General features: G+C 74.7%; 17 protein-coding genes. 6 read left to right on the top strand and 11 right to left on the bottom strand.

Features of this window, described 5'->3' with window-relative positions; translation table 11 throughout:
* Positions 1–62: 62 nt before the first annotated feature.
* The 7 genes from OHS17_RS28460 to OHS17_RS28430 form a co-directional block, all read right to left on the bottom strand.
* Positions 63–563, bottom strand: a complete 501-nt coding sequence (locus OHS17_RS28460) for a methylated-DNA--[protein]-cysteine S-methyltransferase (protein ID WP_330314447.1) — start codon at positions 561–563, stop codon at positions 63–65.
* Positions 560–2,050 carry an AlkA N-terminal domain-containing protein gene (locus OHS17_RS28455; protein ID WP_330314446.1) on the bottom strand — a complete coding sequence of 497 codons (1,491 nt, stop codon included), beginning with the start codon at positions 2,048–2,050 and terminating at the stop codon, positions 560–562. The genes OHS17_RS28460 and OHS17_RS28455 overlap by 4 nt, the downstream gene beginning before the upstream one ends.
* 269 nt (positions 2,051–2,319) lie before the next feature.
* Positions 2,320–4,032, bottom strand: a complete 1,713-nt coding sequence (locus tag OHS17_RS28450) for an aldehyde dehydrogenase family protein (RefSeq protein ID WP_330314445.1) — start codon at positions 4,030–4,032, stop codon at positions 2,320–2,322.
* Positions 4,033–4,062: 30 nt separating this feature from the next.
* Complete coding sequence (locus tag OHS17_RS28445) at positions 4,063–5,364, bottom strand: MFS transporter (protein WP_330314444.1); 1,302 nt, start codon at positions 5,362–5,364, stop codon at positions 4,063–4,065.
* A gap of 30 nt (positions 5,365–5,394) precedes the next feature.
* Positions 5,395–6,318, bottom strand: coding sequence for a TauD/TfdA dioxygenase family protein (locus OHS17_RS28440; protein WP_330314443.1), 924 nt, complete (start codon positions 6,316–6,318; stop codon positions 5,395–5,397).
* Between the two features lie 181 nt (positions 6,319–6,499).
* Positions 6,500–7,102, bottom strand: coding sequence for a TetR/AcrR family transcriptional regulator (locus OHS17_RS28435; protein ID WP_330314442.1), 603 nt, complete (start codon positions 7,100–7,102; stop codon positions 6,500–6,502).
* A gap of 56 nt (positions 7,103–7,158) precedes the next feature.
* A complete protein-coding gene (locus OHS17_RS28430; RefSeq protein ID WP_330314441.1) occupies positions 7,159–8,679 on the bottom strand; it encodes a class I adenylate-forming enzyme family protein in 1,521 nt (506 codons plus the stop codon).
* Between the two features lie 73 nt (positions 8,680–8,752).
* On the opposite strand from OHS17_RS28430, the gene OHS17_RS28425 reads away from it, so the two are divergent.
* Positions 8,753–9,370 carry a TetR/AcrR family transcriptional regulator gene (locus tag OHS17_RS28425; protein ID WP_018100383.1) on the top strand — a complete coding sequence of 206 codons (618 nt, stop codon included), beginning with the start codon at positions 8,753–8,755 and terminating at the stop codon, positions 9,368–9,370.
* 24 nt (positions 9,371–9,394) lie between these two features.
* Positions 9,395–11,053, top strand: a complete 1,659-nt coding sequence (locus tag OHS17_RS28420; protein WP_330314440.1) for an acyl-CoA dehydrogenase family protein — start codon at positions 9,395–9,397, stop codon at positions 11,051–11,053.
* A gap of 30 nt (positions 11,054–11,083) precedes the next feature.
* On the opposite strand, the gene OHS17_RS28415 is transcribed toward OHS17_RS28420, so the two are convergent.
* A complete protein-coding gene (locus OHS17_RS28415; protein ID WP_330314439.1) occupies positions 11,084–14,431 on the bottom strand; it encodes an ATP-binding protein in 3,348 nt (1,115 codons plus the stop codon).
* 139 nt (positions 14,432–14,570) lie between these two features.
* Between OHS17_RS28415 and OHS17_RS28410 the strand changes: the two genes are divergently transcribed.
* Positions 14,571–15,872, top strand: coding sequence for a hypothetical protein (locus tag OHS17_RS28410; protein WP_330314438.1), 1,302 nt, complete (start codon positions 14,571–14,573; stop codon positions 15,870–15,872).
* 16 nt (positions 15,873–15,888) lie between these two features.
* The gene (locus OHS17_RS28405) at positions 15,889–16,908 is read left to right on the top strand and encodes a DUF389 domain-containing protein (protein ID WP_330314437.1); all 1,020 of its coding nucleotides are present in this window, start codon (positions 15,889–15,891) and stop codon (positions 16,906–16,908) included.
* Positions 16,909–16,914: 6 nt separating this feature from the next.
* Here OHS17_RS28405 and OHS17_RS28400 read toward each other — a convergent pair whose 3' ends face one another.
* A complete protein-coding gene (locus tag OHS17_RS28400; RefSeq protein ID WP_330314436.1) occupies positions 16,915–18,351 on the bottom strand; it encodes a phytoene desaturase family protein in 1,437 nt (478 codons plus the stop codon).
* Between the two features lie 87 nt (positions 18,352–18,438).
* Here OHS17_RS28400 and OHS17_RS28395 point away from each other — a divergent pair, with 87 nt between their 5' ends.
* Positions 18,439–19,281, top strand: a complete 843-nt coding sequence (locus tag OHS17_RS28395; RefSeq protein WP_383168556.1) for a nucleotidyltransferase domain-containing protein — start codon at positions 18,439–18,441, stop codon at positions 19,279–19,281.
* A gap of 6 nt (positions 19,282–19,287) precedes the next feature.
* Here OHS17_RS28395 and OHS17_RS28390 read toward each other — a convergent pair whose 3' ends face one another.
* Complete coding sequence (locus OHS17_RS28390) at positions 19,288–19,719, bottom strand: MarR family winged helix-turn-helix transcriptional regulator (protein WP_330314435.1); 432 nt, start codon at positions 19,717–19,719, stop codon at positions 19,288–19,290.
* Between the two features lie 90 nt (positions 19,720–19,809).
* Between OHS17_RS28390 and OHS17_RS28385 the strand changes: the two genes are divergently transcribed.
* The gene (locus tag OHS17_RS28385) at positions 19,810–20,655 is read left to right on the top strand and encodes an SDR family NAD(P)-dependent oxidoreductase (RefSeq protein WP_330314434.1); all 846 of its coding nucleotides are present in this window, start codon (positions 19,810–19,812) and stop codon (positions 20,653–20,655) included.
* Positions 20,656–20,670: 15 nt separating this feature from the next.
* On the opposite strand, the gene OHS17_RS28380 is transcribed toward OHS17_RS28385, so the two are convergent.
* Positions 20,671–21,498: an inositol monophosphatase family protein gene (locus tag OHS17_RS28380; RefSeq protein WP_330314433.1), complete on the bottom strand. Its 828-nt coding sequence runs from the start codon at positions 21,496–21,498 to the stop codon at positions 20,671–20,673.
* Positions 21,499–21,514: the final 16 nt, after the last annotated feature.

The following is a 21,514-nucleotide window of genomic DNA, read 5'->3' as shown; positions in this document are numbered from 1 at the left end:
TCCATGCCGTACGGCGAAGGGCCCCGCACACGCGTGTGCGGGGCCCTTCGCCGTACCCGCGGTCAGAACAGCGCCGGGGTGCTCGCCTCCTTACCGTTCTCGAACGCCAGCAGGCGCTGCTTGCGGTCCAGGCCGCCGCCGTAGCCCGTGAGGCCGCCCGAGGCCCCGATCACCCGGTGGCAGGGCACGATGATGCCGACCGGGTTCTTGCCGTTGGCGAGACCCACCGCCCGGGAGGCCCCTGGCTTGCCCAGGTTCTCGGCGAGTTCGCCGTACGAGCGGGTCTCGCCGTACGGGATGAGGCGCAGCTGCTCCCAGACGCTGCGCTGGAACGGGGTGCCGTCCAGGTGCAACGGCAGGTCGAAGTCGCGCAGTTCGCCGGCGAAGTAGGCGTCGAGCTGGCGGATCGCCTCGGCGAAGGGGCGGGGATCGGGTGCGCCGAAGGTCGCCTCGGAGGGCCGGTGGCGCTGGCCGGTCATGTAGAGCCCGGCGAGGACGCCGTCGGTGGCGACGAGGGTCAGCGGGCCGTAGGGGCTGTCGGTGACGGTGTGCTGCCGGGTCACGGGGCACTTCCTTCCGCGTCCGGGAGGTGGTTGATGGGGTGGTCGTCCACGGTCCAGAGGTACTGGACGGCGTACGCCCGCCAGGGGCGCCAGCCGGCCGCGCGGGCGGTGAGGGCGGCCGGGGTGGAAGGCAGGCCCAGCTGCTGGGCGGACCTGCGGATGCCGAGGTCGGTCGGGAGGAAGGCGTCCGGGTCGCCGAGGGCGCGCATCGCGATGACCTCGACGGTCCAGGGGCCGAAGCCGGGCAGCGCGGCCAGTTCGGCGCGGGCCCGGTCCCAGTCGGAGTCGGGGCCGAGGCGCAGCGAACCGTCCGCGAGGGCCTGGACGAGGGTGGTGAGCGTGCGGCGGCGGCTGCGCGGGAGGGCCAGCTGCTCGGGGTCGAGTCCGGCCAGCGCCTCCGGGTCCGGGAAGAGGTGGGTGAGTCCGCCCTCGGGGTCGTCCACCGGGGTGCCGTGGGCGGTGACCAGACGGGCGGCGTGGGTGCGGGCGGCGGCGGTGGACACCTGCTGGCCGAGCACGGCGCGGACGGCGAACTCGGCGCCGTCGACGGTCCTCGGCACCCGGCGGCCCGGTGCCGTGTCGACCAGCGGGGCGAGCAGCGGGTCGGTGCGCAGCTGTTCGTCCACGGCGACCGGGTCGGCGTCCAGGTCGAGGAGCCAGCGGCACCGGCTGATGGCGAGGGTCAGGTCGCGCGGGTCGGTGAGGGAGAGCCGGCAGGCGACGTGGTCGGGGCGCGGGGTCAGGGCGACGATGCCGTGGCCGTGCGGCAGGGCGAGGGTGCGGCGGTACGCGCCGTCGCGCCACTCCTCGACCCCGGGGACGGCGGTCGCCGCGAGGTGGCCGAAGAGGTTGCTGGGGTTGAGCGGGGCGCGGTACGGCAGGCGCAGCGTGATGACGCCCGGGGTGGCGGGCGCGGGTGCGGTGCGGGCGGCCCGGGTGCGCAGTTCGCCGGGGGCGAGGGCGAAGACCTCGCGGACGGTGTCGTTGAAGGTGCGCACCGAGGAGAACCCGGCGGCGAAGGCGATCTCGGCCATGGGGAGCGCGGTGGTCTCGATGAGCACCCGGGCGGTCTGGGCGCGCTGGGCGCGGGCCAGGGCGAGCGGCCCGGCGCCCAGCTCGGCGAGCAGCTGGCGTTCGATCTGGCGGGGCGAGTAGCCGAGGCGGGCGGCGAGGCCGGGGACGCCTTCGCGGTCCACGACGCCGTCCCGGATGAGCCGTATCGCGCGGGCCACCGAGTCGGCGCGGGCGTTCCACTCCGGGGATCCGGGGCTGGTGTCGGGGCGGCACCGCTTGCAGGCCCGGAACCCGGCCTGCTGGCAGGCGGCCGCGCTCGGGTAGAACGTCATGTTCTCGGCCTTGGGCGGCACGACGGGGCAGCTGGGGCGGCAGTAGATCCGGGTGGTCAGGACGGCCGTGAAGAACCAGCCGTCGAAGCGGGCGTCCTTGGATTGGACCGCCCGGACGCAGCGCTCGGTGTCGGTGTGCATGGTTCAAGGATGGGCCACCGGCGGGGCCGGTGGCTGGCGGAAATCCGACATGGGCGCGTCCGGAGAGTCCCGTCGTACGCCCGGAGGGCGTGGCCTGCGGCGTCTGGTGCGTGCTCTCGGCGTGCCGGCCGACATCCCTCGTACTGGACGTACTTGGGATGTCGGCCGGTGCGGCGAGAGTGCGTGCCAGGCGTCGCGGGCCAGACGGGACTCTCCGGACGCGCCCTGGGGCGTCGGGCTGCCTGGGGCTGCCCGACGCCCGGGGCGGCTCAGCCGAGGAGGGCGGAGGCGAAGATCCCCGGCAGCCGGGACACCCTCGGGTCGGTCGTGTACGCGGTGAGCCGTTCCATGGTCGTCCGGCCGGTGCGGTTGGTGACGTAGTACGGGGGGCGCGGGGACAGGGACGGGGAGCCGGTGAACAGGCCGCGCGGGGCGGGTGCGAAGGGGGCGCGGACGACCGCCTTCTCGACGTGCTCCAGCATGAACGCGTTGTGCACGAAGCCGACGCCGCTGCCGATGTCCTGGCGGCTGTGCCCGGGGAAGGCGCCCCAGGGGGTGTAGCCGAGGAGGAAGCCGAACGCCGACCAGCAGTTGACGCCGAGGGTGCCGTAGCGGAGCCCGGCGACCGCCTCCTCGACCGCTTGGCGGTGGGCGCGTTCGGTGCGGGGGTGGACGAGCAGGGTCGCGCCGAGGGTGCCGGGGAGCCGGTCGTTGGCGAACTCCGTCGCGGCGCGCAGGAACGCGGGGGCGTCGGCACCCGGCAGGCGTACGACTCCGAGGGCGCTGGCGAACACCTCGATGTCGAGCATCGGGTCGCCCATGTCCGTGATGTCGGGGACGAGGAGGCGGCAGGCGCCCTCGCCGTGGGTCTCGGCGTCCGGGTGGGCGCGGACCACCGCGTCGAGGCGGTCGTCCGCGCCGGGGTAGTAGTCGGCGCGGGGCGGGAGTTCGCGCAGGACCCGGCGGACCTCGGCGAGCAGCCGCTCGGTGCCGTCCCACTCGCGGGGGACGACGAGGATCTGGCTGGCGACGCAGTTGTGGCCGGAGTTGTTCATCTTGCTGGTGACGATGTGCTCGGCCTGGAAACGGAAGTCCGCCGCGCTCCATGGGCCGGGGGTGACGATGCAGGGGCTGACGCCGCCGAGTTCGCTGGTGAACGGCTTGTCGTTGAGCGGGGTGTCCTCGCTCCTGCGCCGCTCGGCCCGGTCGTCGGTGCCCCAGACGATCGCGTCGTGGGTGCGTTCGCTGCCGGTGACGTGGATGGTGTCGACGCCGTCGTGGGTGGTGAGGTAGGCGCCGGTATCGGCGCCGCCGTCCACGAAGCGCACCCAGCCCTTGTCGATGAACTCGGCGAACACCTTCTCGAAGTGCGGGCGCAGGTAGGCGTTGACGGGGTTCATCTTGGCGAGGACGACCTCGCCCTCCGCGTACAGCTTGTGCAGGATGTCGAGCGGGGTGATCGCGGGGACGTTCCCCGCGCCCAGGACCAGGGCGACAGCCGGCTCCCCCTGGCGGCCCCGGTACTCCCCCGCCGCGTCCGCCAGCGCCTGCGCGCGGGTGGTCCCGGGGAGGGTCCACACCTCGGCGGTGAACCCGTTGAGCAGGAGGCGGTCCGTCCCGGTGGCGGGGAAGACGTCGACCAGGACGCGGCCCCCTCGTTCACGGACGGCCGTGCGGTCGACCGGGTCCTGTCCGGCGGCGAGCCTGCGCAGCACGTGGAGGTAGGCGCTCACCGTCTGGGCCAGGGCCCAGGGGGCGGTGACCCAGTCCTCGGCGGCCCAGGCCGAGTCGGCGGCATACCCCTTGGCGGCGGCCGCGTCGGCGACCATGGCGGGCGCGGTCTCGGCGATGCGCGGGAGCATGCGCTCCAGGAGGGCGACGCGTTCGGGGAGCGGCGTTGCGGTCCAGGCGTCGGCGTGGGCGCGGAGTTCGGAGACGGCGAGGTCGAGCGGGCTGGTGTCCAGGGCGGGGGCGGCGCTCACGGGCGGGCTCCTTGGGGCGGTGGGGGCGGGTCAGAGGGTCGGGCGGGCGGTGTCGCGGGCCGGGTCGATGAGCCAGAAGGATGCCGCAGCCCCCAGGGCGAGGAGAAGACCGGAGAGCACGACGGCGTTCTGGTAGCCGCCGGTCCCCCGGGCGTCGACGAGGGCGCCCACCACGGCCGGGGCGGCCAGTCCGGCCAGGGTGACCAGGGCGTTCATGACGCCCAGCGCGCCACCGGCCCTGTTCGGCGGGGCCAGTTCGCTGACGGTGGTCGCCGCGACGGCCGCGTACGAACCGCCGAGCCCGAAGCCGAGGGCGATCAGCACGGTCTTGGCCGTGGCGCCGTCCGCGAGGGGGACCGCCAGACAGCACAGGGCGCCGAGCGCGAGCAGCGTGCCGCCGACCCAGCCCCGGGCGCGGCGGCTGCCGGCGCCGCGCCGCATCAGCCGTCCGGTGACACCGGCCTGGGCGAGCAGGACGATCGCGCCGATGGTCCAGGGGGCGACGACGACGGTGCCCGCCTCACCGGCCGTGTAGCCGAGGGCGTTGCGGAGGTAGGACGGCAGCCAGACCAGCATGAGAGCGACGGTCCAGTAGCTGGTGAAGTAGGCGAAGGTGGCGCCGATCCAGGTGCGGCTGGTGAGGATCGCGCGGTACGGGACCGGGGCGGCGGGCGCCTCCTCGCGTACGGGCGTACGGGCGGTCTCGACGCGGTGTCCGCCGTCGGCGCCGAGCACCTTCCAGACGGCGGCCCAGACGAGGCCCACGCCCGCCAGCACCCACAGGGCGGTGCGCCAGCCGTGGTGCTGGATGACCCAGGACAGGCCGGGCGCGGAGGTGATCACGCCGAGCGTGACGCCGAGGGTGATCAGGGCGCCCGGCAGATTGCGCCGGTCGTTCGGGAACCAGGCGAGGGTGGCCTGCTGGGCCACGGGGAAGGCCGGGCCCTCGGCCGCGCCGAGGAAGACCCGGGAGACGACGAGGACGGCGAGGCCGCCGCCGATCGCCGCGGGGACCTGGGCCACGGACCACAGCAGCGCCATGAGGAGCAGCAGGATCTTCGGTGACACCCGGTCGGCGGCGAGTCCGACCAGGACGGCGGCGACCGAGAAGAGCAGGAAGAACGCGCCGTTGACGAGGCCGAACTGAGTGGCGCTCAGGTGCAGGTCCGCGCGGATCTCGTCGGCGGCGAGGCCGAGCACGGACTTGTCGGCGAAGTTGACCATCATGAAGACCACGAGCAGCGCGGTCACCGTCCAGGCCCGGGTACGGGTGCCGGCGGGTGCCACCACTCGGGTGGGGTGCGGGGGCCGTTCGATCGGTGCCGCGGTCATGGGATCTCCCGGGAAGAGGGGCGGAGGGGGTCAGGAGAGCGGTACGCCGGCGATGGCGATGCGCTCCATGACCCGGCGCTGCGGGAAGTAGTCGTTGATCGCGTAGTGCTGGGTGGCGATGTTGTCCCAGATGGCGATCGAGTCGGCCTCCCAGTGGAAGCGGACCTGGTACTCGGGGATGCGGGCCTGGAGGACCAGGATGTCGAGCAGTTCGCGGCTCTCGGCGTCGGAGAGGCCGTTGATGCGGGTGGTGAAGGGCTCGTTGACGTAGAGCGTCTTGCGGCCGCTGCGCGGGTGGCGGACGACGACGGGGTGCTCGACCCGCGGCCAGGACTTACGGAACTCGGCCTTCTGCTCGTCGTTCATGAGGGCGCCCCAGCTGGGTGCCCAGTCGTGCACGGCGGTGAGCTCGGCGATGCGGGCCTTCAGGTCGTCGGGCAGGTTGTCGTAGGCGGCGGCCATGTCCGCCCACATCGTGTCGCCGCCCGCCCCGGGCACCTCCACAGCGCGCAGGACGGAGCCGAGCGCCGGGTTGACCATGAACGAGTGGTCGCTGTGCCAGATGTTCTTGTTGCCGGCTGCCTTGGCGTCCTTGGCCAGGCGCGAGACGCCGGCCGTCCCGGTCTTCGGGAAGAACGGGTTGGGCTCGGGCGGGCCCCAGACGCCGGACAGGGCGAGCTGATGATCGGCGGTGAAGCCGGTCTGCTTGCGGAAGAAGATCACCTTCCACTCCAGCAGGGCCTGGCGCAGCTCCTCTGCCAGCTCCTCGGTGATCGGGCGGGTCAGGTCGACTCCGTCGAGCACGGCGCCGAAGTGCGGGGTGAGCGGGCTGATCCCGACCTGCCGGTACGTGACCGGCTCGGCGCCGGGCGCGAGGCGTTCGAGGGTGCGGCTCCCGTAGTGCATGAGCGGCTTGTCCAGGACCGGCTTGGGGTTCGTGACAGCGGTCTGCATGGGTGTTCCTCCCGGCGGTGCGCTAATTACGTAACCAGCAGTATCGATATGAGGATGCGGCGGGGCAAGGGGTGTGGCGCATCGATTTCCCGGGGGTTCCGCGGACCGTCCGGTGCCCGTTCCGCGCGTTTCCGGGCATGCCGAAGCACCCGGCGGCGGGGCCGGGTGACGGTAGGAGCGGCTACGCCGGGGCGGCGACCGCGCGGCTGATGAGGTCCACCACGGAGTCCACCAACCGCTGGTCCGGCAGGCGCTGTTCGCCGACCATGCGGAAGACCAGCGAGGCGGCGACGAGCGTCGCGGCGGCGGCGATGTCCACGTCCTCCCGGACGTCGCCGCGCGCCACCCCGCGCTCCAGGAGGTGGCGGGTCTCGCTCATCACGCGGGCCGCGTAGTCGCGGTACGCGCCCGGCTCGGCGCCCGCCTCCGAGGCCGAGCCGATCACCCCGGCGAGCAGCCGCGCGACGCCCGGCTGCCGGTACGCCTCCATGCGCGCCGTCAGCACGGCGCGCAGCTCGGCCCGGAAATCGCCCATGTCGGGGACGGTGAGCGGCCCGATCCGGGACTCGGCGGCGGCCAGGACCAGGTCCTGCTTGGTGGCCCAACGCCGGTACATGGCCGGTTTGCTGACTCCGGCGCGGGCCGCGACCGCGTCCATCGTCAGGGCGCCCATGCCGTTCTCCGTGACCAGCTCGACCACGGCCTCCAGAACGGCCCGGGTGACCCGCTCCTCGCGGGGTCTGCCGGGGCCCCGCTTCGCCTTGGTCACCTGTTCGTCGGCCATGGACCGACCCTACGCGGCCCGGCCCCGCCGCCCGCCGCAGGGGTACGGGCCCCGGCTCACCGCGTCAGCTCCTCGCGCAGCACGTGCTTGGTGATCTTCCCGGACGGGGTGCGCGGGAGGCCGGGGCGCAGCACGAGCTCGCGGGGCACCTTGTAGCGGGCGATCCGGGTCTCCAGCCAGGCGCGGACGCCCTCCAGGTCGAGCGCGGCGCCCTCGCGCGGGACGACCACGGCGACCACGGTCTCGCCCCACTGGGGGTGGGGCCGGCCGACGACGGCGACGTCCAGGACGTCCGGGTGGCCGCGCAGGGCGCCCTCCACCTCCTGCGAGGCGACGTTCTCGCCGCCGGTGATGATCACGTCCTTCATCCGGTCCACGACCGTGACGAACCCGTCCTCGTCCACCCGGCCCAGGTCGCCGCTGCGGTACCAGTCACCCGCGAACACCTCGGCGGTGGCCTTCTCGTCGTCCAGGTAGCCCAGCATGCGGGTGTCGGAGCGCAGCCGGATCTCGCCGGTCTCCCCCGCCCCCGCGTCCGCGCCGTCCTGCCGCACGACCCGCAGCTCGACCCCGGGCATGCCGCCCCTGCCGATCGCGCCGGCCTTGGCGACCTGCTCGGCGGGCGGGAGCGAGGCGCCGACGGGGCCCGTCTCGCTCATCCCGTACACCTGGTGGAAGTCCTCGGAGCCGTACGCCTTCATCAGACGGCGCGCGGTGTCCGCGTCGAGCGGTCCGGCGCCGTAGATCCAGGCCCGCACGGACGAGAGGTCGTACGAGGCGAAGTCGGGGACCGCCTGCGTGGGCGCGATGAGGGCGATCGGGGCGCCGAACATCGCCGTGACGCGTTCGCGCTGGATGACCTCCAGCATGCCCCGGGGTTCGTACTCGCGCTGGAGCACCACCGTGCCGCGCGTCAGCAGCGTGCCCATCACCCAGTTGTTGAGCGGGGACGCGTGCCAGACGGGCATGCAGATCAGGAACCGCTCGTCGCGGCGGAGCGGGATGGCGGCGGCGGTGTAGGCGGCGGTCAGGGTGATCGTCCGGTGGGTGTGGACGCAGCCCTTGGGGGTGCCGGTAGTGCCCGAGGTGTACAGGATCTGCGCGACCTCGCCGTCCGTCCCGGGGTCCCCGGTCCACGGCTCGGCGGCCGCGATGCGCGCCTCGAACGCGTCGGCGGGCAGGGCGTCCGGCGCGGCGTCGGGGTGGCTGACCAGCCAGGTCACCCCGGCGTCGGCGGCGGTGGCGCGCTCCCCGATCTCCGCGTCGACCAGGGCGATCCTGGCCCCGCAGTGGGCCAGCTGGCGCGCCACCTCGCTCGTCCGGAGCTTGTGGTTGACGGGGACCAGGGTGGCGCCCGCGTACCAGGCGCCGAACGCGGCGAACAGGAAGGCGGGGGTGTTGTACGTCATCACGGCCAGCCGGTCGCCCGGCCGGAGCCCGGCCTCCCGCAGCACGGTCGCGGCGCGGCGGGCCGCGTCGGCGAATTCCCGGTAGGACCACCGCTGCTCACGGTAGACGACCGCTTCATGGTCGCCGGCCGAGCGGACGGCGCTGTCCAGCAGGGTACTGAGGTGCATCACGTTCTCCTGACGAGCCGGACCGTGCGAACGGACCATGGCGGGAAACTCTGAATGATGGTTCACTTCTTTCATGGCCTACCGCAAGACCCCAGCCGAAATCAGTCGGCTCGAAGCAGCCAGGGAGCATCTGATCGCCGCCGCCACCTCGGTGGTCACGGAGGTCGGCTGGTCGCAGGCGTCGGTCACCGCCGTCGCCGACTCGGCCGGCATCGCGGCCGGCTCCGTCTACCAGCACTTCTCGTCCAAGGCGGCGCTGGCCGTCGAGGTGTTCCGGCGCGCCGCCGGGCGCGAGGTCGAGGTGCTGGGCACCGTGCTGCGCGAGCCGGGGACCCCGGTCGAGCGGCTGGCCCGGGGCGTCGAGGTCTTCGCCCGCCGCGCCCTGGAGAACCGGGGCCTGGCCTACGCGCTGCTCGCCGCCCCGGCCGATCCGGCGGTCGGCGCCGAACGCCTGGAGTACCGCCGCCGCTACCGCGCCCTGTTCGCCGAGGTCGTCCACGCGGGCATCGAGGAGGGCCTGCTGCCCGCGCAGAACGGCGAGATCACCGCCGCCGCGCTCACCGGCGCGGTCGGCGAGGTCCTGGTCGACCCGCTCGGCGCCGGGGACGGCGCGACCACCGAGGCGCTGCTCACCGAACTCGTCGCCATGGCCCTGCGGTGTGCGGGCGCCCCGCCCGCACAGCAGCCCTGACACCCCTTCCACCAGGAGGTTCCCGTGCCCGAAACCGTCGCCCCGCGCAGCAACCCCACCGCCGCGACCCACGAAGTGACCAACCAGGCACCGCCGTTGACCGGGCACGACGCGGCCGACGACGTGGTGCTCCTGGAGGGCCTGCGCCGCGAGGGCGCCGAGTGGCACACCGAGGAGCTGCACCGCCTCGGCCGCCTCGTCGGCAGCGCACAGGCCCAGGAGTGGGCCGAGCAGGCCAACACCAACGAGCCCGTGCTGCGCACCCACGACCGCTACGGCCACCGCGTCGACGAGGTCGACTTCCACCCCGCCTACCACCACCTGATGAACGCCTCGGTGGGCGCGGGCCTGGCCGGCGCCGCCTGGGCGGACGAGCGCCCCGGCGCCCATGTGGCGCGCGCGGCCGGCTTCATGGTGATGTCGACGCTGGAAGCGGGCCACCTGTGCCCCGTCTCGATGACGTACGCCGTCGTCCCGGCGCTGCGGCACGCCCCCGACCTGGCGAAGACGTACGAACCGCTGCTGACCAGCCGGGTGTACGAGGCCGGGCTGCGCACCCCCGCCGAGAAGCCGGGACTGCTCGCCGGGATGGGCATGACGGAGAAGCAGGGCGGCACCGATGTGCGCGCCAACACCACCGCGGCCACCGAGGCGGGTGACGGGACCTGGCGGCTGCGCGGGCACAAGTGGTTCACCAGCGCCCCGATGAACGATCTCTTCCTGGTCCTCGCCCAGACGCCGGGCGGACTCTCCTGCTTCCTGGTGCCGCGCGTGCTGCCGGACGGCAGCCGCAACACCTTCCGCATCCAGCGGCTCAAGGACAAGCTCGGCAACCGGTCCAACGCCAGCAGCGAGCCCGAGTTCGACGACACGGTCGCCTGGCTCGTCGGCCCGGAGGGCAAGGGCGTGCGCACCATCATCGACATGGTGACGATGACCCGGCTGGACTGCGTCATCGGCTCGGCCGCCGGCATCCGCGCCGCGCTCGCCCAGGCCGCCCACCACGTGCGCCACCGCTCGGTGTTCGGCGCCAAGCTGATCGACCAGCCGCTGATGCGCAATGTGATCGGGGACCTCGCGGTCGAGTCCGAGGCGGCGACCACGCTCGGGCTGCGGCTCGCCGGGGCCGCCGACCGCGCCCAGCGGGGCGACGCACAGGAGCGGGCTTTCCTGCGGCTGGCCACTGCGGTGTCCAAGTACTGGGTGTGCAAGCGCCAGCCGGTCGCGGTCGCCGAGGCGCTGGAATGCCTCGGCGGCAACGGCTACGTCGAGGACTCGGGCATGCCGCGCATGTACCGGGAGGCCCCGCTCAACGGCATCTGGGAGGGCTCGGGCAATGTGAACGCGCTGGACCTGCTGCGCGCCCTGGCCCGGGAGCCGGAGTCGCTGGACGCCTTCCGCGCCGAGGTGGAGGCCGCCTCGGGGGCGGACCGCCGGCTGGACGCGGCCTGGCGGGAGCTGCGCGGCGAGCTGGTCCTCACCGAGGACGCCCCGCTGCGGGCCCGGCGGCTCATCGAGCGCGCGGCGCTGGTGCTCCAGGGCTCGCTGCTCGTCCGGCACGCGCCGACGGCGGTCGCCGACGCGTTCTGCGCCTCGCGGCTCGCCGGGGACCGGGGCCTCGCCTTCGGCACCCTCGCGCCGGACACCGACTTCGCGGGGCTGCTGGAGCGGCTGCCCGCGTAAGCGCCACCGAACGGAGCCGGACCGCCCCCTCTACCGGGCCTCCGGCTCCGTTTCCATGAGCGCCCGCACCTCGGCCGCGTGGGCCGCGCCCGCCGGGTAGGGCAGGGCCCGGACCAGGTCGTCGGCACGTGTCAACGCCTCCCGTGCCGCCTCGCCCTCGCCGAGCCGGTGCAGGGCCAGGGCGAGGACCGTCCGGGCGTCCGTCTCGGCGAGCCGTTCGCCGGTGCGGGCGGCCCGGGCCACCTCGTCGCCCGCGAGGCGCCGCGCCGCCTCGGGCCGGCCGCAGTGCAGCTCGGCCCAGGCGGCGAACACCGGCACGTCCCGCTCATGGCCCTCCACGGCGCGGCGCGCGTGGCCCGGGAGCCCGTCGCGCAGGGCGAGTTCGGCGCGGGCCGCCCGTACCTCGTGGCCCGCCTGCCGGTCCACCAGCCCCGGTGAGGACTGCGCCCTGTCGAGCAGGGCGGCGGCGTCCCGGGCGTCCCCGGTGCGCATCCGGACCAGGGCGAGGGCCGCCAGGGTGTACGGAAGGCACCAGGCGTCGTCCTGCTCGGCGCCCGCGACCGCCGCCTCGGCGAGGGTGCGCGCGGTGTCGAAGTCCTCCAGGAGCAGCCAGAGTTCGGCGAGGTTGGCCCGCTCGAAGGCGGCGCTCCCCGGGTCGCCGGACCGCTCGGCGAGGTCGAGGGCGCGCTGTCCGGTGGCGACGGCCTCGCGGAGCCGGCCGCCCCGCCGCTCGTTCTCCCGCAGGGTCGAGAGCACCGAGCCGAGCAGGGTCGGGTCGCCGTACGCCTCGGCCGGGGGCAGGGCGAGGTCGGCCGCCTCCTGGGCCTCGTCCAGCCGTCCGCTCAGGCCCAGGATGCTGGCCCGCAGCGAGTGGGCCCGGGCCATCAGCCCCTCCCCGGCCCGGCCGGGCACCCGCTGCCCGGCGGCCACCGCCTGCTGGGCGGCCGGGTAGGCGTCCTCGTACCGCCCCTGGATGCGGCACAGCACGGCCTGGGCCAGATAGTGCCCCGTGGCGGGCTCCGGCGCGGTGTCCGGGGTGACCGGGTGCGCGGCCAGCACCTGCCGCCCGGCGTCGGGCAGGCCGGTGCGCCCGAGGGTGTCGGCGAGCCAGGCCGCCGCGAGCACGATGTCCTCGTGGTCGCCGCGCCGGACGAACTCGTCCAGCGCGAGCCGCAGCACCTCGGCGGCCTGGGCGAAGTTCCCCATGCGGCGCAGCACCTGGCTGTGGGCGAGGCGGGCGCGGGCGGCGTCCACGTCGAGCCGGGCGACCAGGTCGCGGTAGTAGCGGTCGGCGGTGTCATTCGCGAAGAGGGCGGCGGCGCGGGCGGCGGCCCGGCGCAGGTATTCGGCGGCGCGCGGGTCGTCGGCGCGGGTGAAGTGCGAGGCCAGGGTGTCCACGGCGTCGGGGCGGCGGCGGAGCACCGCCTGCGCGAAGGCGCCGTGCAGCTGCCTGCGGCGGATGGCGGAGAGCTTCTCGTAGCAGGTGAGCCGGACCAGGGGGTGGCGGAAGGTGAGGCCCACCTCGTGCCGGCCGCCGACCAGGATGTCCCGCTCCTCGATCAGCGAGGCGTCCATGGCGCGTTCCAGCGCGTCGGTGGCGGCGCCCCCGGTGACGACGGGATGGAGTCCGTGCGCGGCGACGTCGAGCAGTTCTGACAACGATGTCTCCGGTCCGGCCACGGAAAGCGCCTCGACCATCCTCCGGGCGTCGTGGTCGAGCCGCGCGAGCCGGTCCGCGACGAGCTGCCGCACCCCGTCCGGGGCGACGGTCCCGGTGCCGTCGGCCATGCCGTGGGCGAGCTCGACGGCGAACAGCGGGTTGCCGAGGGAGAGTTCCCAGATCCGGTCCGGGGCGCCGGAGGCGGGGGCGGCGGTCGGCCCGACCGTGTCACGTACGACGGCGAGGCACGCCTCCTGGTCCAGGCGCGGCACCTCCTCGCGGACGGCGAGGCCCTGGCGGGCGAGGGAGGACAGACCGGCACCGCGCGGGTCGCCGTCGGGTATCTCCTCCTCCCGGTACGTGACGAGGAACCGCCAGCCGTCCGTCCGCGCGGCCCGCCGGGCCAGGTGGCTCAGCAGCTGGAAGGAGCCCAGGTCCGCGGCGTGCAGGTCGTCCAGCACGATCAGCACCGGCTGTACGGTGGCCAGCTCGCCGAACAGACCGGCCGCGGCGCGGAAGAGGCGGTCGCGCTCCTCCTCGGGGCTGCGTTCGGAGTCGGCGCGGACCCGGCCGAGCGCCGGCAGGAACGCGGCCAGTTCGGGGTACTCGCCGCCGACGCGGGCGCGTTCCGCCTCGTCGCGTTCGGCCAGCCAGCCGTCCAGGGCCTCGGCGAAGGCGCCGTACGGGGTGTGCCCCTCCGCGTCGTGTCCGCCGCCCCACAGGACGGCGGTGCCGGAGGCGGCCGCCTGCCGGGCCACCTCGCCGACCAGCCGGGTCTTGCCGACGCCCGCCTCGCCGGTGAGCACGGTGACGACGGCGGGCCCGTCCGCCGCGAGCAGCCGCCCGAGCACGGCCTCGCGCCCGCGCAGAGGGGTGGCGGCGGGGACGCGGAGCGAGGCGGGCAGGGAGGGTGCGGAGGGCGGTCCGGCGGGCTCCGCCGCGAGTGCGGCGCGGTGCAGACGCTCGGTCTCCGGGCCCGGCCGTACGCCCAGTTCACCGTCGAGGGCCGCCCGGCAGACGTGGTACTGGCGCACCGCGCGGCGGCGCAGCCCGAGCCGGGTGTAGGCGTCGATGAGGAGGCGGTGGGCCAGCTCCTCGGCGGGGTTGTCGTCCAGGAGCCGTTCCGCGAGGGTGACCGCTTCCTGGGGCTCGCCGGCCCGGAGGTGGGCGTCGCCGAGGGCGAGGAGCAGCCGCTCCTTGAGATCGGCGAGCCGGGAGCGGCGGCCCTCGGCCCAGTCGGCGTAGCGGTCCTCGGGGAGGAGTTCGCCGGAGAAGCGGCCCAGGGCCTCGCGGAGGACGTCCACGTCACCGGCGGCGAGCGCGGCCCTGGCCTGCTCCTCGGCACGGTCGGCGTCGATGCGGACGCGGGCGGGGTCGAGGTAGAGCAGCCCGCCTTCCGAGACGAGGTACGAGGAGGTGGCGCGGGAGGCGAGCTCGGGTTCGAGGGCCCGGCGGGCGGCGTGCAGGGCGACGCGCAGACTGCCCTGGGCGGCCTGGGGGTCGGCTTCGGGCCAGCAGACGTCGATGACCTGTTCGCGGTGGAGCCGGTGTCCGGGGACGACGGCGAGCAGCTTCACCAAGGACTGCGCGGTCTGCCTCGGCCAGCGCTCGGCGAGGGCCGGTCCGTCGTCGCGTGTCACCCGGAAGCCACCGAAGAGATGTATGCGCACCAGGGGCGGGGCCTGGGCCGTGCTGGGTGCCGTGTGCCGCTCGTTCATGAGGGCGCCCACTCTAACCGGGCCCGCTGTGGCCCCCGGCCGGCCACCCCGGTTGTCCGTTCGGCGCAACCCCGCTCGCGCCCGCCCGCCGGTCGCCGTTGCCTGGACAGTCAGGGATCCGGATCCGGCGGGAGGCGCGGTGGACGACGGCGGCGCGGCGGCGCGTGACGGCTCCTCAACCGCGGAGGTCGAGGCCCTGCGGGAACGGGTGGCCGCGCTGGAGGCGGCGCGCGCCCGGCCGCCCCGGCATCGCGGCCGGTCCTTCCTCGCCGCCGTCCTCATCGTCCTCGGCTGTCTGCTGGCCCCGCTCTCCGTCGTCGCCGCGTGGGCGTCCGACCAGGTCGGGGACACCGACCGGTACGTGGACACGGTCGCCCCGCTCGCCTCCGACCCGCACGTCCAGGACGCCGTGGCCGACCGGGTGACCGACGCGCTCATGACCCGGATCGACCTGTCCACGCTGCTGTCCGGGGTGTCGCCGGACGACCGGCCCCGGCTGGAGAAGGCGCTCGGGCGGCTCGGCGGTTCGCTGGAGGACGCGGTCCGCGGTCTGGTCCACGACCGGGCACGCGCGGTCGCCGCGTCGGACGCCTTCGAGAAGGTGTGGACCGAGGGCAACCGGCGGGCGCACCGGGCCGTCGACAAGGCGCTGACCGGGAAGGGCGGCGGCGCGGTGGAGCTGACCGACGACGCCGTCACGCTGGACCTCGCCCCCGTGATCGACCGGGTCAAACAGCAGCTGGTGGACGGGGGCATGGCGGTCGCCGGGCACATCCCGGAGGTCCACACCGACATCACGCTCATCAGGTCGGAGGACGTCGGCAAGGTCAGGACGTACGTACGGGTCCTGCAGTTCCTGGGCGACTGGCTCGCCGTGATCGCCGTCCTGCTGATCGCCGGAGGTGTGCTGCTCTCGGTGCGGCGGCGCCGGTCGCTGGTGGCGGGGGCCCTGGGCGCGGCGGTCGCCGTGGGGCTGCTCGGCATCGGGCTGCGGATCTTCCGGGCGGTCTATCTGGACGCGCTGCCGGCCGGGGTGTCGCCGGGGGCGGCGGGCGCGGTCTACGACGCGATGACCCGGTTCCTGGGGACGACGGTGCGGATGGTGGTGGCCCTGGGGGTCGTCGTGGCGCTGGCGGCCTGGCTCACCGGTCCCGGGCGGCGTGCCGCGACCGTCCGGGGGCTGTGGACGTCCGGGATCGGCGCGGTGCGGGCCACGGCCGACGGGGCGGGGCTGCGGACCGGTCCGGTGGGCCCGTTCGTACGCCGGTTCCGCGCCTGGTTCACCTGGCTGCTGGTGGCGGGCGCGCTGGTGGTCTATCTGGTGTGGGCGCACCCGACGGGGTGGGTCGTCGTGGGGATCGCGCTCTGTCTGCTGTTCCTGCTGGCGGTGGTGGAGTTCCTGGCGGCCGGGGACCGGGATCCGGACGCCACGCCCGCCTGAGAGAGGAGCGAGGAAGATGGCGGGAGTCGACGCCGAGGCCGTCCGGAGGATGACCGGCGCGCTGTTCATCGAGCGCGGTCTGCGCAGTCCCAGCTCGACCCGGTTCTGGGGGCTGCTCGTGCTGGCCGCCGTCATCGCGAGCGCGGGGGTCGTCGGGGACTCCACGGCCACGGTGATCGGCGCGATGATCGTCGCGCCGCTGATGACACCGATCCTGGGCTGCGCGCTGGCCCTGGTGCTGGCCCGCCGGCGTCAGGTGGTGCGGTGTCTGCTGCTGGTGACCGGGGGCGCGCTGGCGGTGGTGGCGATCGGCATGCTGCTGGGCTGGATCGCCGCCCCGCCGGACGCCTTCGCCTCCAACAGTCAGGTCTCCTCGCGGATCAGCCCGCGCCTGATCGATCTGCTCGCCGCGCTGGCCACCGGGACGGTCGGCGCGTTCGCCCTGGTGCGCGCCGATATCTCGGACACGCTTCCGGGCGTGGCCATCGCCATCTCCCTGGTGCCGCCGCTGGCCGTGACGGGGCTGCTCCTGACGGTGCACCGCTATCACGACGCCGGGGAGTCGGCGCTCCTGTTCGCGACCAACGTGGCCGCGATCGTGGCCACCGGGACCGTGGTCTTCCTCCTTTACGGAGTCCGGGCGGGCGCCGAACGGGCCGACATGCGGGTCGGGCAGTTCCGGGGCTGGACGCTCGTGGCGGTGGCCTGTGTCGTCGTGCTCGTCGCCGTCCCACTCACCGTCGGCACGGTCGGCGTCGCCCGGGACCGTTCGCTGGCGGCCGACGCCCGGCCGGTCGCGGAGCGGTGGGCGGCGACCGGGAAGTGGCAGATCGCGTCCGTGGAGGCGCGCAACGGGATCGTCGTCATCGGTGTGCTCGGCCTGCCGCCGCAGCCGGCGCCGACCGCGCTCCGCGAGGCGCTGGACGACCACGGCATGCGCGACGCCGACCTCGAACTCCACCTGGTCGGCGGGCGCACGCACTGGTGCCCGGCGGACACGGACACCTGCACGGTGCGGGAGGGCGGGCGAAGCTGATCCGGGTCAGCGGCGACGGCCGGGCTCCCCCGACGCGCGCAGCCTTCGCCAGACCGCCTTCGCCGCGTGGTGTCCGGACATGCCGTGCACCCCGGGGCCGGGCGGGGTCGCCGAGGAGCAGAGGAAGACCGCCGGGTGCGCGGTGGCGTACGGGACGCGGGCCAGCTTGGGGCGGATGACGGTCTGGAGCCCGGCGAAGGCACCGCAGGCGATGTCCCCGTCCACGTAGTTCGCGTTGCGCTGCGCGATGCCGGGCGGCCCGGCGACCGCGCGGGCGAGGACCAGGTCGCGGAAGCCGGGGGCGAACCGCTCCAGCTGCCGTTCGATGACCTCGGTCGCGTCGCCCTGCCAGCCCGCCGGGACATGCCCGTACACCCAGAAGACGTGCTTGCCCTCGGGGGCGCGGGAGGGGTCGACCAGGCTGGACTGCGCGGTGATCAGGAAGGGGACGCGGGGGTCGCGGCCGTCGACCGCCCGGCGCAGGGCGTCGTCGATCTCGCCCGCGGTGGGGCCGATGTGCACGGTGCCGGCCCGGCGGGGCTCCTCGGCGGTCCACGGCACGGGGCCCGACAGCGCGTAGTCGATCTTGAAGCAGGAGGCGCCGTAGCGGTAGCCCTGGTAGGCGCGGCCGAGACCGGCGATCCGGGCGAGGGCGGCCGGGGAGGTGTCGAAGACGTAGGCGCGGGCGGGCGGCAGTTCGTCCAGGCGCTTGACCTCCGTACCGGTCGTGATGGTGCCGCCCAGCTCCCGCAGGTACGAGGCGAGGGCGTCGGAGATGGCCTGCGAGCCGCCGCGCGGAACGGGCCAGCCCCGCTCGTGCGCGGCGAGCGCGAAGAGCAGGGCGATGCCGCCGGTCGCGAGGCCGTTCGTCGGCGCGATGGCGTGCGCCGCGAGACCGGCGAGCAGGCCGCGCGCCTTCTCGCCCCGGAAGCGCCGCGAGAGCAGCGAGACGGGCTGGATCGCGTCGAGCCCGAAGCGCGCCCAGCGGTACGGGTCGCTGGGCAGCCCGTCCCACGGGGTGCGCAGGAAGTCCCGGGCGAGGCTGTCCCAGTGGCCGAGGTAGGGGGCGAGGAGCCGGCGGTAGGCACCCGCGTCCCCGGGGCCGAGCGACATCGCGGTCTCCCCCACCGAGGCGGCGAGCACGGCGGCGGTGCCGTCGGGGAAGGGGTGGGCGAGGGCCAGGCCGGGCTGGATCCATTCCAGGCCGTGCCGGTCGAGGGGCATCGTGTCGAAGGCCGGGGAGCCTATGGCCAGGGGGTGCACCGCCGAGCACGGGTCGTGCCGGAAGCCGGGGAGCGTCAGCTCCTCCGTACGCGCCCCGCCGCCGACGGCGGGTCCGGCCTCGAAGACCTGGACGGCGAAGCCCCGGCGGGCCAGTTCGACTGCGGCGGTCAGTCCGTTGGGGCCCGCGCCCACCACGACCGCATCGAGCATCGACGGCACCTTCGGACTCCTTTGTCAGCCGACGGTCGGAGCACCCAGGATATTCGCAGGCACCGACAGCCGGGGGCCGGGTAGTGTCCTCGCCCGATGACCTCAGAGAACTTCGCGGGACCCGCCGATTCCACAACGGCCGCCCGGGTCGCCGAGATGGCCGCCCGGCTCACCCAAGTACCCGGCATCCGGGCCGTCCTGCTCGGCGGCAGCCGGGCCCGGGGCACCCACCGCCCGGACTCCGACTGGGACCTCGGCGTGTACTACCGCGGTACGCCGGACACCGCCGCCCTGTCCGCGCTGGCCGCCGCCTTCCAGGGCTCCCCGGCCGAGGTCACCGGCCCAGGCGGCTGGGGGCCGTGGGTGAACGCGGGCGGCTGGCTGCGGGTGGACGGCGTCCAGGTCGACTGGATCCTGCGCGACGTGGACCGGGTCCAGGCGGTCTGGGCCGACTGCCGGGAGGGCCGCTACGAGGTGGGCGTCCAGCCGGGCCATCCGCTGGGCTTCTGGTCACCCGCGTATCCGGGCGAGGTCGCCCTCGGGCGCGTACTGGCCGATCCGTACGGGGAGTTGACGGCCCTCAAGCAGGAGACCTCGGTCTACCCGGAGCCGCTGCGCAAGGCGCTTGCCGATGCGGCCTGGGAGGCGGAGTTCTCCGTCGCGGGGGCCCGCAAGTCGGCCCCGGCGGGCGACCGGCTGCACGTCTCGCTCTGCCTGTCCCGCGCCTTCGGCATCCTCACTCAGTCGCTCCACGCCCACCACCGCACCTGGTGCCTCAACGAGAAGGGCGCCCTGGCGGCCACCGCGGCCCTCCCCGAGACCCCGCCCGGCTTCGCGGACCGGGTGAACGCGGCCCTGCGCGGCCTGGACCCGGCGGCGGTGGAGACGGCGGCGGAGCTGGTACGCGAGGTGCGCGAGGTGCTGGCCGCCGCTCCCTGAGCGGGCTCAGTCCGCGCGGATCGCGGTGACGCTGCGGGCCAGCAGGTCGCGCAGCGTGTCGCGTTCCTCGGGGGTGAGCGCGTCCGCGATGCGGCGTTCGATGCGGACCGCGCGCTCGTCGGCGCGGCGCAGGGTCTCCGTGCCCGCGTCGGTCAGCCGGGTCTCCAGCATCTTCTGGTGGTAGGGGTGCGCGGACCTGGCGATCAGGCCGCGCTCCTCCAGGTGTTTGAGCACCCCCGCCATCGCCTGCGGGGTCACCAGGCACTCCCGGGCGAGGGCCGCGCCGGAGATCCCGGGGTTGTCGGAAAGCGCGAGCAGCGCCGCGTACTGCGCGACCGTGAGGCCGGCGTCCTTGAGCGCGGCGCTCTTGGCTGCCATGAGGGCCTGCTCGGCGCGCTTGATGTCCAGGCCGAGGCGTTCACCGGCGGTCATTCCCATGGTCGCGAGCGTACAGCGCCGCATATACAGCAAGCCCCGAACATGAGGCAAGCATGGAGTCTGAATCAAGTGCTTGATATAACTCAACCCATGGATACCTACACGGCACCCGACACCTTCACCGGCACCGTCCTCATCACCGGCGCCACCCAGGGGCTCGGCCTCCACCTCGCCCTCGACCTCGCCGGGCGCGGCGCGACGCTGCTCCTGCACGGCCGCGACCGCGCCCGGCTCGACCGGGCGGCCGCCGAGGCACGGGAGCTCTCGGCCGGCCGGGCCGAGGTCCGCACGTATCTCGCGGACCTCTCCGACCTCGACCAGGTCCGGGCCATGGCGGCGGACATCCGCGCGGCCGAGCCCCGGCTCGACGTGCTCGTCAACAACGCGGTGGCGGGCGGCGGAAGCGAACCGCTGCGCCGCGAGTTCGGCGCGCAGGGACACGAACTGCGCTTCACCGTCAATTACCTGACGCCGTATCTGCTGATCAAGGAGCTGCTGCCGCTGCTGTCGGCCTCGACGCCCGCGCGGGTGGTCCAGGTGGCCTCGATGGGCCAGGCCCCCGTCGATCTGGACGACGTCATGATGGAGCGCGGTTACGAGGGCCTTGAGGCGTACTGCCGCAGCAAGCTCGCGATGATCATGGCGACGTTCGACCTGGCCGAGGAGGAGACGGCCCGCACCGGCGTCACCGTCAACGCACTGCACCCGGCCCATCTGATGGACACCGAGGGCGTGCGCGCGTACGGGCTGACGCCCGCCGTCTCCATCGAGGAGGGGGTGCGCCCGACCGTGCGGCTGATCACCGACCCGGCGCTCACGGGGGTCACCGGCCGCTACTTCGACCGGTTCACGGACGCGCGGGCGCACGACCAGGCGTACGACCCCGAGGCCCGCAAGCGGCTCACCGCGCTGACCCGGGAACTGCTGGACCTCTGACCGGCCCGCCCGCCGTCAGACGCCCGTACGCAACGCCGCCAGGACCCGGTCGGCGGTGGCGCGGTCGCGGGCGGCGGTGAAGGGCAGGGCGTTGCCGCCCGCGATACGGAACGGCTCACCGGCCAGCGTGGACTGCGTGCCGCCTGCCTCGGCGACGAGGAGGAGCCCGGCCGCGTGGTCCCAGGCGTACTCCCAGTTGAAGGCGACGGCGTCGCTCTCGCCCCGGGCCACGGCGAGGTATTCGAGGCCCGCCGAGCCGCAGGGGCGGGCGGCGAAGCCCTCGGCGCGCAGGCCGAGCAGGGCCGCCTTCTGCTCGTCGGTGGTGTAGTCGGGGTGGGACATCGCCACGCGCAGCACGGTGTCGGGCGCGGGCGAGCCCGCCCGGATCGGGGTGCCGTCGACCCGCGCACCCTGCCCGCGTACGGCGACGGCCATCTCGTCCAGGGCGGGGGCGTAGGTCCAGGAGGCCAGCAGTTCGCCGCGGTGGGCGAGGGCGACCAGGGTGCAGAAGCCGGGCTCGCCGTGGACGAACTGCCGGGTGCCGTCGACCGGGTCCACGATCCACACGGGCGCCTCGCCGCCCAGCGCCTCGTACACCTTCGGGTCGGCGTGGACGGCCTCCTCGCCGACGACGGCCGAGCCGGGCAGGAGGCGGCCGAGGGAGGCGGTGAGGTGTTCCTCGGCGCGCCGGTCCGCGACGGTCACGAGGTCGTGCGGGCCGTTCTTCTCGATCACCTCGTGAGCGGCGAGCTGCCGGAAGCGGGGCATGATCTCGGCGGCGGCCGCTGCGCGGACCGCCGCCTCGATGTCGGTCAGGTCACCGGCGAGGAAGGCATCGATCATGCCCCCAGCCAATCAT

Source organism: Streptomyces sp. NBC_00523 (assembly GCF_036346615.1).
GTDB lineage: Bacteria > Actinomycetota > Actinomycetes > Streptomycetales > Streptomycetaceae > Streptomyces.
This window is presented reverse-complemented; position numbering and strand designations above follow the sequence as displayed.

Bases quoted from the DNA above. Each gene is read 5' to 3' on its own strand.
- OHS17_RS28380 (WP_330314433.1), bottom strand. From the start codon at position 21,498: ATGATCGATGCCTTCCTCGCCGGTGACCTGACCGACATCGAGGCGGCG.
- OHS17_RS28390 (WP_330314435.1), bottom strand. From the start codon at position 19,719: ATGGGAATGACCGCCGGTGAACGCCTCGGCCTGGACATCAAGCGCGCC.
- OHS17_RS28455 (WP_330314446.1), bottom strand. From the start codon at position 2,050: ATGCACACCGACACCGAGCGCTGCGTCCGGGCGGTCCAATCCAAGGAC.
- OHS17_RS28445 (WP_330314444.1), bottom strand. From the start codon at position 5,364: ATGACCGCGGCACCGATCGAACGGCCCCCGCACCCCACCCGAGTGGTG.
- OHS17_RS28385 (WP_330314434.1), top strand. From the start codon at position 19,810: ATGGATACCTACACGGCACCCGACACCTTCACCGGCACCGTCCTCATC.
- OHS17_RS28440 (WP_330314443.1), bottom strand. From the start codon at position 6,318: ATGCAGACCGCTGTCACGAACCCCAAGCCGGTCCTGGACAAGCCGCTC.
- OHS17_RS28405 (WP_330314437.1), top strand. From the start codon at position 15,889: ATGGCGGGAGTCGACGCCGAGGCCGTCCGGAGGATGACCGGCGCGCTG.
- OHS17_RS28435 (WP_330314442.1), bottom strand. From the start codon at position 7,102: ATGGCCGACGAACAGGTGACCAAGGCGAAGCGGGGCCCCGGCAGACCC.
- OHS17_RS28430 (WP_330314441.1), bottom strand. From the start codon at position 8,679: ATGCACCTCAGTACCCTGCTGGACAGCGCCGTCCGCTCGGCCGGCGAC.
- OHS17_RS28425 (WP_018100383.1), top strand. From the start codon at position 8,753: ATGGCCTACCGCAAGACCCCAGCCGAAATCAGTCGGCTCGAAGCAGCC.
- OHS17_RS28415 (WP_330314439.1), bottom strand. From the start codon at position 14,431: ATGAACGAGCGGCACACGGCACCCAGCACGGCCCAGGCCCCGCCCCTG.
- OHS17_RS28395 (WP_383168556.1), top strand. From the start codon at position 18,439: ATGACCTCAGAGAACTTCGCGGGACCCGCCGATTCCACAACGGCCGCC.